Genomic DNA, 12791 nt, shown 5'->3' with positions numbered 1-12791 from the left:
GTTGCAGCTTCAGCGAAGCTTAAACTTATGTGCATCTAACCAATTCAATTTATCATTGTGCCGGTAATCAATGAGCATTTCTTCGAGAAGTCTATGGGGCTTGGCGCGGTTACCGTACTTCATTTTTCGAATGGCCGACTGCCACCTCTCCGCGCCACTTCCAACCTGTTCAAGATCCGAATTCTTCCCTTCAGCGCGCTCCCATAGCGCCCCTTGATCAGGGCCCTGAGGATACAGTTCGATTGCTGCATCGGTGAGGGCTTTCCAAACATCAGTATCAGAGATAGGTTTCAACTGGAATCGGAAGGTATCCCAGATTGGGAGCAGATCGTAGCATTCAACCAAAGCATGTTTTAGCGCACTATGCCCATCCTTACACTCCCTTACGAGTACACTTAGGACTCTTTTCCATTTTCTGGATCTAATCAATATCCCGAGCGCGCTGGCATCACTTTGATTAATCGCGTGCGTTTTCCGACAAAGACCCTCAATCCAACGAACAGCTATGTCTTCCTGCATACTGGGGAGTGCCTGCACTATCGCGATGCTATCTGCAAATTGAGCGGCGGATAACGCGCTCAAGAGACTTTCCAACCTCGCCCCAAGAATACTTCGCTGAAGCACTGGGTCAGGAACAAAAGGAGGTGTGCCGGACGAAGCAAGCTCAAGCCAGCTGGAAGATGTTGCGACCAGATACCTTTCCCTAACGAGCGGATCAGGTATACAGGTCCACACTTTTGCTCGGTCAGGGTAACGACAAAGATCAGCTGCTGGAGTGCTCGAAAGCAACCCAACAAGATTTAAGTTATTGCACCCATTTTCCACCTGGGCATCCATGAACTCAAAAACTGCTACCCAAGGAGGAGTTGATACCTTCCACGCTTCCGAATCTATCTCAAGAGCACTGGCCCATAACCTCTGCGTCGATGGCTGCTTGAGATCATTGTCAATGGCCATTTATTTTGACCCACCTTTGGCCAATAAAATTGACCCACCTTTCATAGTCTAGCTTGTTGTCTTCTGCTTTAGCCGATAGCTTTCTCCTCCCAACATAAAGATGTGTGAATGGTGGATAACCCGGTCAATGATCGGCACCGCCACGTTGTCGTCGTGGAAGAACTCGCCCCAGCTGGTGAAGTCCTTATTGGTGGTCAGGATGATTGAACGGTATTCGTATAGGCTGTTGATCAACTGGAACAGGTTGTATCGGGCCTGCCGGGTCATCGGTAGATAGCCCAGTTCATCAATGATCAGCAGGTCGTACTTGGCCAGTTGGCTGACCCGCTTTTTCAACTCACCCTTCATCTCGGCCAGCTCTAGTTCTTCCACCAGATCGAGAGCGTTGCGGAACAGTACCCGGTAGCCGGCCTCCACAGCTTTGTGGCCAATGCCGATGGCCAGGTGGGTCTTGCCTACACCGGGCGGGCCGATGAACACCAGGTTGTTTCGCTCGTCGATGAACTGGAAGTCCAGCAAGGCATTGACCTGGCGTTTGGTAATGGTGGTCTGGTGCCGGTAGTCGAAGCCCTCCAGGCGCTTCTCCGCTGGGAACGCAGCCATTTTCCGGTTCCGGCGGATGCGTTTGTCCTGGCGCTGGGTCAGTTCGTGCTCGGCAAGCCGGTCCGCGAAGCTGAGATAGGACATCTCGTTGGCTTCAGCCTCGGCCAGCAGGTTGGTCAGTTCGTCGGCGGCCGCGCTCAGGCGCAGGCTGCGGTAACGGGCCTCGGTCTGTTCAAGCTGGCTCATGGGTCACCCCCTGGCCACTGGAGCGGCCAATATGGCGGTAAGCGCTCAGATCCAGTGTTTCTTTTGGTTCCGATAGCGGTTCCGGCTGTCGCTCCCGGAGAACGGCGGCCTGGGCTGCTTCCAGATAACTTTGCAGCCGTGTCGCGGTCATGCCGGGACGCTCTGCCAGCGTCGTAATTAATGCCGGATCCACGGGCGCATGGCGCTTGAGCAGGTCACGGGCAGCCACCAGCTGGTCCTTGTAGATCTTGGGCTCGGAACGCTTGAGCTGTTGGCACAACCGTGGCCCGATGTCACTGCCGATCAGGTCGTTGATCTTACCCTCAAGGGCGGCCACCCGCTGGGCATGATCCCGGTAGTGGTGGGTGTTCTTGATCACCTTGCCTTTATCGGCACACAGAGCATGGCTGGCAATGACTTCCCCTGTGTTCAGGTCGCTGATGTGGAGTTGGCCGCCGGACTCCAGAACGCCCACCCGGGCCTGTTGCCAGGCCATGGGCACAGAGTACTTGTTGGCCTTCCAGGCGATCAGGCCGGTCTTGTCGGCTCGACGTGTCTCGTGGGCCACAGATTGCACGCAAGCTGGTGACAGGTAAGCCTCCAGGTGTTCTCGCTCATCCCGTTCGAAGCGTTCCCGGGGTGGCTCTCCGGTGGTGCCGTGGATGCGGACATTGGCTACGCTCTCAAGCCAGTCCTGCACGTGCTGGCGCACGTGCTCCTGGTCCCGGAAGACCTCACCGTAAAGGCAATCCTGCTTGACGTACTTCACGCCAGCTTCCACCTTGCCCTTGCTCTCCGGGTCATAACCTTCGCAGGCATGGATCCGGAACCCGGCCGTGGTGGCATACTCGTGGAACCGTTGGTTGAGGGTCAGCTCCCGGTACTGTTCGTTGATGACCACCAGCTTGGTCTGATCGTAGACGCATTCCTCCGGCAGGCCACCGAAGTAACGCAGGGCTTCGTTATGGAGTTGGATAAAGGTCTGGGTATCCAGTGGGCGGAAGGCCAGACCCACGTACATCAACCGCGAGTAGGACAGCACGAACACCACGAAGTGCAGCGTGCGCTCTTCGCCACCAATCAGCACGCCGCGCAACTCACCCGGGTCCACCTGACACTGAACACCCGGCACATCGTCCAGAATGGGTTCGTAATAGCGCATCTGGGCTGAGGCCACTTCCCCCTTGAGCGTTCGCACATAGCGGCGAATGGAACGATCCGAAGCTGGCAATTCACCAACCTTCGCTTGCAGCTTGCGGGCAATTTTGACGGCGCTGAGCTTGGGGAATTCTTTGAGAAGATGAATCAGATAATCCCGGTGATCATCGAGGCGCTTGGTGCGTGAGGGATCTTCTATCTGTTCCGAAATCGCGTTCTCATCCATCCGCAGATACTTGCGAACGGTATTGCGGGACAACCCCAGTTCCTGACTGATGGCGCGGATCGACAACCCTTTGCCGTTATCGTGCAGTGCCTTGATCTTGTGTATCACAACCCACTCCTTCACTGACATGCCCCCGGCCATCGATAAAAGCTGGGGACAGTAGCTGGTTCTGTGGCCTGACGGCCACTCGGAGGTGGGTCAAAATTAATGGCCAGTAGTGGGTCATTTTAATTGGCCATTAACAATCATGATCAGCAAGCAGCGCCGGAGTTTTCACAACAATCTCTACCGCAATTGCAATGAGGCGGCTATCGTCGAACTCTAAAGCTGCGCTTAGAGTTTCTTGGTCGCTTGCATGCTTCAGGGCCTCGAGCACACCGGAGTTATCGCTGACTGACTTATCGACCTGAAGCTGTCGCTTGACAGCTTCTTGAGGTGAAACACTGCAAGCTAATGCTGCACCATGAAGCACCCACCAACTATGCTGGCGCGCAATCATAAGGGCAGCTTCACTGGCCTCTTTCGAAAGAGCTTTGGGTACGGCTTTTGCCAACTCCGTTTCAAATTCAGGGACCTTTGTCCCAGTAGCCTCTATAATATTAGTAGCGCAAGGAAGGTCTTTTTCGAGCCAGCGCCAGATGGCTCGGTACATAAATTGATTAGGATTCTCGAGCGCAAACAACACACCAGCGATTACAGCCCTACTCCAATCTGTCCCCCTATGAGGCGAGCTGAACGCTTCTCGCAAGTTATCAAGAATGCCTTCATCTTGATTGGGCGAGAATTCTTGGTGAGCAACCCAACTGCTTACCGCTTCCCAGAGAACCTTTTTTGAGGGAAAAGCATCCATCTTTAAGTTTCGTAGTAGAAATAAGCTTTCTGGTGTGAGTTCCGATTCAAACGTCGCTACAAACTCGGTGAGCAGGTTAGCCTTCAAATTGACGCCGATATTGGGAGATGGCGCAATCTGCTCCCCTATAATTCTGATCGCGCTAGAGACTCTCTCTAATTTTCGCTCACCCGCTCTGGAATGCTCATAAGCATACGTAAGTAGACGAAGTTTTTTGAAACTGTCCACATCCACTAGGGCAATATCCTGCATAAACTGACGCAGGGGCTCCGCACTGGCGGCACCACGTAACAACTCACTGGCCAATGAAGTAGCGTGAGACGAAGTGACATCTTGAATTACTTGGTAAGCACCCCAGCGTGAGACAAGCTGAGGAGGGCTCAACGCCACTGAAAGCCTATCATCCAGCTCAAGATCCCGCGGGCTAAATGTCAGCCTAAAAGCAAACCGTAAGCGCAGTGCGGGCCATAGCATCCCCCAAAGTGAAACCATTAAATTGTCAAAATCGAAGTTGCCGCAGCAAATTACAGGCAGCTCACCGCCAGATACAAGCGCATTGGTGACCCCAACAACATGGCTCGAATTGATATAGGGTGCAGTTGTCAGATCGTTGAGATCGACCTCAACAGGCTCAACTTTACTTTGCATAGCCTCTTTGCGCGAAAAGGTTAGTAAGTTGATAAGAGGGCGAAGGTCAGCAATTTTTCCAATTTCTTCGGCAGGGATAAAAATTGCGTGCGAAAATACCATGCCAGCACGAGTTGCTCCACGATCAACAGTAACTCTAGCAAGCACATAGTGTGTTTCTTGGTGTAGGAATCCGGTTAAATACGAAGGGCATTCGACACCGGTTGGCACTGTGTCTGGCAGGTCAACTTTGTACGCAATAGCCTGAGCAAGAGGTAGATTTCCACTAGCCTGAATCAGGCCATGACCCCGACTCTCAACTACGCCATAAATAGCTTGGTGTAAGATCATTTCACAATTTACTCTCTTTCCGTGGTCTGCCCATTAATCAGGGCTTGGAGAGGTATTGTGAGATCAGGTGATTTTGTGCCATCAGGGTTCACAATGTAGCCGAATTGCTCTGGCCCCAAGTTCACGTAGTCTTCGTCCGACTGCTCGAGACTCAATGCTTTTCCAAGCGCAGATAGACCAAAAAAGAGTGGCTGCTTCCAAACGCTGGTCACGTATTGGTGAAGCATTGGCATTTGAATCTTGAGTAGCGTTTCAGGAGGAGAGGCTTGCGAACCGAGCTCATCCCAGCATGTCAGCATAATCGCCAGCTTCGGTTTTTTAACAGGTTTATCCAAATTTACTCGCGCTCCAAACAACATGATCTGCAATAACTCGATCAAACGAGCTTGGTGGGACATGTCGATTTCAGTGCGCTGAGTCTCAGGCAGGGTCCGGACCGAAGATATTGGTTTCGAGAATATGTCTGTCTGGTCTTGATGTAGATTGAGACGGATAAGAAGCAACCAAGAGGTCGCGCCCTGAATACTAGCTGCCCATTGATCAGGAAGGCTGCGATTTTTGAGCATGGTACTAACTTGTTCACCAGCATACTCAGGCCACACTAATGTTGCCTTACTGCCCGCCTTATCGACTACCGGCCAAATGCTCTCAACGTAGGTAGTCGAAGTTGTATGATCAGCAGCCAGCCCGGCGTTCAGTTTCTCGAATGCTGACTTATAGGGTTCTAAATTGGCTTGATGACCTTCGACATCGAGAGTTAGCTCAATACCCCCTGTTTTCAAAAGTCGACTAAGTAATTGCGCACCGTAGTGGGTTTTACCAACGGAAGACTCGCCAATCAGCAAAACTGAATGCTTTTTTCCTTGCATAGCTATCTACTACCGAAAAGAAATAAGGGGTCATCGCTGAAGCCGTCGATTGGAGGTAATGCGGCCTTGCGCCGTCGGGAGTCTAGGACCCACCTGAGAAGCCGGAACAATCCTGTTTCGGAAAGAGGTTCATGACCGTTTACTACGTTTACGTCGAACTCCTGAATATCGGGAATCCGCATTCTGGCGACTCCGCTTATGGCACTTCTCATAGCGTCGGTCACGTCGATGTCTGACTTCATCCATACCAAAGCTACCGGACGCTTGTTGCGTATTCCAGCAACACGGCTAATGAGGGACTGCAACTCATGCCGAGCTATCCCTTTATTGCGGCCCGCCAGTGCTCCACTGTCCGCTGCGACCAGCAATATGTCTGAATTCTCCGCCACCCATCTTGCCCCTGCTGCTTCAGTGCTATCCACATTATTTGTCCAGTGCGTAAACCATTCACCTGGAGCGTCAGTGAATAGAAAGTTTCTTTTGACAGACATAGCGTTCTGAAGCGTCAAATGCAGCAAGCCTGGCGATCGCCCCGAACGACTGGATGTGTGGGCCGGAAATGTTGGTGGTCGCTGCGCGTCCACCCACCGTAGACCAGTAGCTACCCCCTCCCATCCTTCTATCGACCTTGATCCGGCAAATGCCCAACCAGCTGACGAGAGCAAACCCTTGCCTATAAGCAGATACCATGCGCCCAACAGAGATGTCTTTCCCGCATTTTCCGGACCAAAAATACCAACAACCAGAGGCTTTTGCCTACCTGCTACGTAGGCCACATCTGTATGCCCCATAGCCAAACTCGTCCATGCGAGGCGAAGGCCATCTGTTGCCGAAAGCTGAGAGCCTTCGTCAGCACTAGCGGATGCTTTGTAGTGAGCACATCCCGCCGGCTCACCAAGATGGCAACTGGTATCGGGAAAATTACAGAACTCTTGGCTACAGTAATTACTACTTGTCATGCTGCTTTTTTCCGGCGTTTATTCGTCCGTGAGAGGGCGGCTGCTCGGAGTACCATCAAGTCACCGAGCAACCAGCTGGCCCAGTCCGGTAAAGTTAGTTCTGTGTCAGCACTAACTCCAAGAGCTTCTACAACAGTCGCCTGATCAAACGTTTCAGTCCCACTCGTCGTACCTAACAAGCTTATCAAAAGTTTGCTATCGGGCTCCTCGGGGACAAGCGAATCTATAGTTTCTCGAAGAGGAGCCAACTTCTCTTCATTGCTAACAGCATTCAATAGTTCAGCGATGGAGTGTTTCTCACTCCCATCCAACAGGGGTAATTTCAATACCGTCTCGTGAAGAAAAGCTGTCACGCTTGCCGGTGCGAAGCATGGTAGCTCTTTGAAAAGATCCAATGCCATGAGTGCAGGCGCGACCTTCGGCTTCAGTGATCTATAGCTATCCCCGATGCTTTTTGAAAAAAGAGCTTCCTTCCACCAAAGTAAATTAGTTCTTTTTTCAAGCCCTGAGGTGGCTGCGGAATATGCTTGGAAAGACTGAGTTAAAATTGAGGACAGCTCATCAGCTATGCGTTCAATTGGCTCAGCCAAATCGAGCTCTTCACTCTCAGATGATTCGACTGCAGAGGTGACAGTGTTAACTAGAACCTCTGCCATTCGTGTACCGAAAACCTCGGCAAAATTTGGCTTTTGATTAGCTTGATTGTACGGGTTGCCGTTTTCTAAGCTCTGCGCGCCGCCGTTTACAATGATTTGATTAGATACGGCCTTTGCACACTCTATTTCCAGAGTCTTGGTGTTAATCGATACAGGCTCTTTAACTATCTTTGGGGGTTCGATCTCTGGAAACTTGAACTTTGGAAGCTCTATTTGTGTAGGTGTCTCCCAGTCCTTTGTTGCACGTTTATCAACTTTCGATTCGGCCGTAAAAAGCACCCTACTCCAGACTTCCTCTTCACTACCCATCTCGCGATGTGGGAGCATGTTGCGTACGCAGGAAGCCACTATCAGAGCAATATGGTCGTGTGAGCTCATCGCGCCCACTAGAGCTTCGAGAAGGATGCCACGTGCAACAAGGATAGGAGTCTCTTGGAATGCGTTACGGTAGGTCTTCCAGACTGTTTCCAAGGCTTCCAGAGAAGATACTATCGAGGAATTATCTTCTGTAACATCTGGATTGGAAGACGCCAATACGAAAGGGAGAGCCATGTATGGGTTTTTGTTAAGCTGCTTTTCGAGAGCTTGTGCCGCCGCCTGCAGCTTAAGTAGCTTTTCGTCGTCACCATTGACGTCTATCAAACCCACTGATAAAAAGCTTACAAGAACCTCTTCCCCATTAATTTCCTTCATTTACCAATCCTCATCCCGAAACCAGAGTATCGTTTTCTTCAGTCGCCAGATAAGCATTTTATCTACTGATTGACAACGCCAAAAAGGAAAGACAACCAATTTTTCGGGCCCCGAGCCGTATTTCTAAACGATTTTTGCCGAAGTTGACGTCGCGCCCCTTGTGCGTCTTGCATCATTTGGTTCGTGACCTTACGGGAGCATGTGCAAAGGTCGGAAACTTCCGGTTACCCAGGCGGGACCCCAAATCTCAACGACAGTATGGACACAACTGACGGCAGGCCTGGCTAACAGCAACAATGTCACAGAGGAGGCCCGAACTCATGGTTTGTATCCAAGAGCTAGCGGGAAAACGATTGTTACAGTGTAGTGGTTACAAAACACAAGATAACTACCACTATGTGCATTTTAGTGACGCAAACTTTACACACCAGACCATAGCCGCTTGGCTACACCTCTCTCAGACGAACCAACTACACTTGATGGAGATGACACAGTGGTCAAATGGTTTCACCATTGAGATCGGGGCAGTTGAATGAAAAGAAGTGATGACAATTGGCGCGGTGTGCTAGCGGCGCTCGACCTGGATCCGGAACGCGTTCTCTTGGATGTCCGAAAAGCGGCGGGCATTGCATCAGAGAGCCAACTCAACAATGCGGCGGAGGCCTTCACCCAATGCATCGCCCAAATAACAGTCAAGTCCGCGATCTCGCTTGATTCGGAGGCATTCTGGAGTTGGTTTTCGACCTGCCCGATTTCAGCCATTGGCGATCGTACGCTGCTTCAGGCTACGCTGGATGGAGATAACACGATGGTGACCCATTGGCTGGGCCATTGGGAGTCGGGTGGGTACGCCTAAACGATTCGGCGTCATCCCCCCTCACTACACAGGGACTGGAGATGAATCAAGACAACGAGGAAAGCCGTCTCATACGAGCCGTATGTGGTATCCGGGAAGCCTTACCGGAACCGCTGCGCCGAACGGGGCCTTTGTCGGCGTATGAAATCGACATTTTGCGCAGTGGCGGCGCGATCTTTCCCACGCCCGAAGAAGCGGAGGCCTGCCGGGTTCCTAACCATCGACGGCTAGTTGAATCGTGTAGGAAAATTGCTGAGGCCGCACTCATAGAGCGAGACGTGGCAAACACGCTCGGCCTCACGGATACAGAGGTCCGGCGTCGAGCGCAGCAGAAGCCTCCGCAGCTGCATCGGTTCGAGCTGAATGGCTCGTTCCTTTACCCGCGCTGGCAATTCGACGACCAGGGATTCACGATTCCACATCTGAGTGCGCTTCTCGCGGTGGTGGATGAGGTCGGCGACCTGTCGGCCTTTACCGTTCACAGCGTCATGTTAAGGCCGACGAATGACCTGGAGGTGGACGAAAATGACCCAAATGAGGAGCCGCCTATATCTCCGAGAGATTATTTGTTGCTAGGTTGTGATCCTGAGCCAGTTCTCCACATTTTTCGTTTCATTCATTACCAGTTCGAATGAGCAAAACTTGGAAGGTTTGTTATGGATACGGCCAACGCACTGATAGGTTTTGGCGGATTCGTGGCGGCGTTTACCCTGAGGAGTCTCATCGCCTATTGGAACGCGGATGCGCTTAAACACTACGCTAGGACGAAATTCGGCAGGGGATGGAGGATCGGTGCTATGGATTTCAGCATCAGGTGTCCAATAGTTTTGAAATGCGTTCGTGCGATTTTTTTTCAGAATAATTAGTTCTCTACCCGGAACCAGGGAAATTTCGAGAATATCGCCGGTCTGCAAGCTACCTCGATTAACTCCGGGATGATGCGCTTCGTATACGGTAGAACAACTCAAGACGAGTGGACGTGCAATTCCGCAGTTTCTCCGAGGACAGTTCGAAATCTTCTAAGGCAACCAAGAGGACGCTCAACATGAACCTGGAATTAGCGTTTTACAAATTTTGGGGGCTTCACTGCCGTTCTGGTCACTATTGGTGTCGTCGGCTATTGGCACGCCGATCGCTTGGAGGCTTGGGCAAAGAAAACGTTTGGAATGTGACTATCGTTTACCCGTCTTTACGCACGTTCGCGTAGTTCATCTGTGTGACCAATAAATTATCCCTAGAACCATTAACGACGTGTAAACGTAGAGTTCCACCCGTCAGGCAAAAAGTTTTCCCCACAGCGAGGTAAGTCCACCACTAGAAGTGGCTAGAACACAGGCGCCGTGAAGCCCATTTTAGAAGTCCTTTCGGCACTAAAAGGGACAACTGGGTGGTCAGGGGTAAGCCCAACAGATAGATTAGTGAGAGGCTCGAATGCCCGTTTTTGTTTAAGACAGGGAGCGACTGGGCTATTCGGAAGTTAAATGGGCTATCCGTAAAACCGCAAAAAGACCGACGTACCTGCAAATCTTTGCGAGCCAACACCAAACAGAGAATAGCGGAAATTTTATGCTTCAAAATTTGGAAAAGTTATGGGTAAAACCACACTAAGAAATTAAAAATCCCGAAAAAATCAGCAGCATCTGACGTCGAACTCGCCGTATTTACGCCGAGCATTTTGTGCTGCCTGGAAGGACGACAGACAGAACATCCATCGCCCTTTCCGCAAACCGCCTTACTCCGACAGCCTGTCCAACAGATAGTCCGAGAGGCTCTGGTACTCGTACTCCACTGTGGAATACGCCCGGCCCGGCCGGTCGAGAGGACCGTCACCGCAATCGGATGTGGCGACGAAATCGACCAGATACGCCGTCTTGAGCAGGTTCGGACGCTGCATATCCAGCTCTTCGCTGTTCAGTGCGTCGTAAAAGAGCTGCCACTGGAACGCCCCGTTCGCGGAATCCACTTCTGGCCGATTTGCGGTCGCCCGATCCAGGAACGGGAACCGGAGCAAGCGGGCAAAAGAGACGCCATTGCGCTCATCAAGATCGTATTCATAGGCGCCAGCCCCGAAAAGATCGGAAGCGGCAACGTCACTGGTAAATGAGAAGGGAAACAGCCGGGTCGCATACTGGCCGTTGCGCTCGGTATCGTTAGGCGCAACACCCTGGGGCGCGCAGGAGGCTCCACCACCTGCAAACTCAACGGCTGCTTCCAGGCCACCGCCCGCGGTCAGCCGATACCCACTGACCAGATCCCGTGGCGACTGCTCGCCATCCAGAATGTCCGCTGGCGAATTGGCCTCCTCTAATGTCAGCACGCGATCATCAGCTCTGCCGGGCACGGATTCCAGCAGAGTCCCGGTCTGCTCATCCCAAACCCAGCTGATGTCACTGATACCATCCAGCTCGGTTCCCCCTGGCGTTACCCCGAGCGTCTGCTCGTGACACGTAGTGACGGTATCGAGACTGGCCGTGCCATTCTCCCACGCAAACTCCAGACGCTCGTGCACGCCCTCCTCGTCGTACCAGACGGCACTTTGGGGCGAAAGGGAGGAAGATGGCAGCCACTGAGTCTTCAGATTGGTCATATAGCCATCGGCCTGAAACAAGCGGGCCATCTCTGGCAATGAAATACCCATGCAGCCCCGACTGGATACGGCCAGCAGCCTGCCACCTTCACTGTATTCAAAAGACAGCTCAGCCGAGGCACCGAGATCAGAGGTACTGGTAGGCAGTACGTCTGATCGGGTTGGCCGTGCCGAAATCCGCTGACTCACCAGAAGCCTGGGATTGCTTACTTCAACATCAACATCCGGCAGTACCAGCGTATCGGTATCCACATTGCCGTAGTTGCCACCGGACGCAGCAGCATCGACAATGGCAATAACCTCATCAACGTTCTGCACCACCGAATAACCAAGCAGGTACACCCCGTCACGCGGTAACAGACTGGCTTCGCTGCCGTCACTGCCATTCCCTGCCAGGTAATCGTTGTAGCCATCAGGAATCTGGCTGGCCATGAACCGCGCCAACGCCCGGGCATAGGCGTGAGCCCGGTCATCATTGGCAAGAATGTAATCCTTCCACAGGTTGATACCGTCCAGATCAGCGAACCGGTTATCCGGAATCGGATTTTCTGCATTCCACTGTCCGGCCAAGCTCCGGAAACGGGCCAGCGTAGTCAGGGGGGTAATATTGGTTACGCCGGGGCTGGCTGACATCAAAAACGCCCGGCTGATCGCCTCATCGCCGTAGCTACGCTCCTCCAGGGTCTGGCCGGGAATCGCGAGGGCATAAAGTGGATAATCCCTGGGGTCCAGGTTTGCGCCGATCGAGGGCGAAACATCCAGCGCGGAAACGTCCATGGAAAACCGCCCGCCGGGACCGCTCATCACGGTTGGCTCGCCGTCCTCGAGTATGTGGGTATTACCGCTGTCCAGCTCAATCTCCACCGGCCCTGCGGTGTACTGGCCATTGTCGTCAAGATCCAGCCAGACCCGGGCATTGTTGAGGTATCCGTCGATCACACGCCCCTGGTAGGGCGCCCGCTCGCTGTAGGTAACACCATCGAACTCCCGGCCATCAACCGGCAGGTCATCGGATTCTTCGCCACAACCGGCGATCGCAAGTGACAACAGAGGAACGGAAAGACTGATCAGACGTTTCATCGCGGCAACCGTTTATCCTTGTTAGAGGTTGTGCCGCTACTTTAGGAGATGTGCCGCCGGGAGACCTTGACAGGCTTGGCAAATTGTAAAGTTTGGTAACGAGCAGGCCCCGGAATGTGCCGGGGCCTGCAAA

Annotated in this window: 10 protein-coding genes; 2 read left to right on the top strand and 8 right to left on the bottom strand. The window is 52.6% G+C overall.

Annotated elements, in window-relative coordinates; all coding sequences use genetic code 11:
• Positions 1-9: 9 nt before the first annotated feature.
• From OZ656_RS04685 to OZ656_RS04655, 7 genes are all read right to left on the bottom strand, one after another.
• Positions 10-957 (bottom strand): effector-associated domain EAD1-containing protein, encoded by a 948-nt coding sequence (locus OZ656_RS04685; RefSeq protein WP_379945020.1) that lies wholly within the window; start codon positions 955-957, stop codon positions 10-12.
• Positions 958-1005: 48 nt separating this feature from the next.
• Positions 1006-1746 carry an IS21-like element helper ATPase IstB gene (gene istB, locus OZ656_RS04680; protein WP_011783606.1) on the bottom strand — a complete coding sequence of 247 codons (741 nt, stop codon included), beginning with the start codon at positions 1744-1746 and terminating at the stop codon, positions 1006-1008.
• Entirely contained in the window at positions 1733-3238 is a 1506-nt protein-coding gene (gene istA / locus OZ656_RS04675; protein WP_023011525.1) for an IS21 family transposase, read from the bottom strand. Before istA ends, istB begins: the two co-directional genes overlap by 14 nt.
• Positions 3239-3368: 130 nt before the next feature.
• Positions 3369-4958, bottom strand: coding sequence for a hypothetical protein (locus OZ656_RS04670; protein ID WP_379945019.1), 1590 nt, complete (start codon positions 4956-4958; stop codon positions 3369-3371).
• 8 nt (positions 4959-4966) lie between these two features.
• Positions 4967-5827, bottom strand: a complete 861-nt coding sequence (locus tag OZ656_RS04665; protein WP_379945018.1) for a hypothetical protein — start codon at positions 5825-5827, stop codon at positions 4967-4969.
• A gap of 2 nt (positions 5828-5829) precedes the next feature.
• A complete protein-coding gene (locus OZ656_RS04660; protein ID WP_379945201.1) occupies positions 5830-6618 on the bottom strand; it encodes a hypothetical protein in 789 nt (262 codons plus the stop codon).
• A gap of 164 nt (positions 6619-6782) precedes the next feature.
• Positions 6783-8135, bottom strand: coding sequence for a GTPase-associated system all-helical protein GASH (locus OZ656_RS04655; protein WP_379945017.1), 1353 nt, complete (start codon positions 8133-8135; stop codon positions 6783-6785).
• Between the two features lie 532 nt (positions 8136-8667).
• Between OZ656_RS04655 and OZ656_RS04650 the strand changes: the two genes are divergently transcribed.
• A complete protein-coding gene (locus OZ656_RS04650) occupies positions 8668-8991 on the top strand; it encodes a hypothetical protein (RefSeq protein WP_379945016.1) in 324 nt (107 codons plus the stop codon).
• A gap of 41 nt (positions 8992-9032) precedes the next feature.
• A complete protein-coding gene (locus OZ656_RS04645) occupies positions 9033-9626 on the top strand; it encodes a hypothetical protein (protein ID WP_379945015.1) in 594 nt (197 codons plus the stop codon).
• Between the two features lie 1097 nt (positions 9627-10723).
• Here OZ656_RS04645 and OZ656_RS04640 read toward each other — a convergent pair.
• Positions 10724-12658 carry a hypothetical protein gene (locus tag OZ656_RS04640; protein WP_379945014.1) on the bottom strand — a complete coding sequence of 645 codons (1935 nt, stop codon included), beginning with the start codon at positions 12656-12658 and terminating at the stop codon, positions 10724-10726.
• Positions 12659-12791 lie beyond the last annotated feature (133 nt).

Source organism: Marinobacter sp. LM1, assembly GCF_042763285.1.
Taxonomy (GTDB): domain Bacteria; phylum Pseudomonadota; class Gammaproteobacteria; order Pseudomonadales; family Oleiphilaceae; genus Marinobacter; species Marinobacter nauticus.
This window is presented reverse-complemented; position numbering and strand designations above follow the sequence as displayed.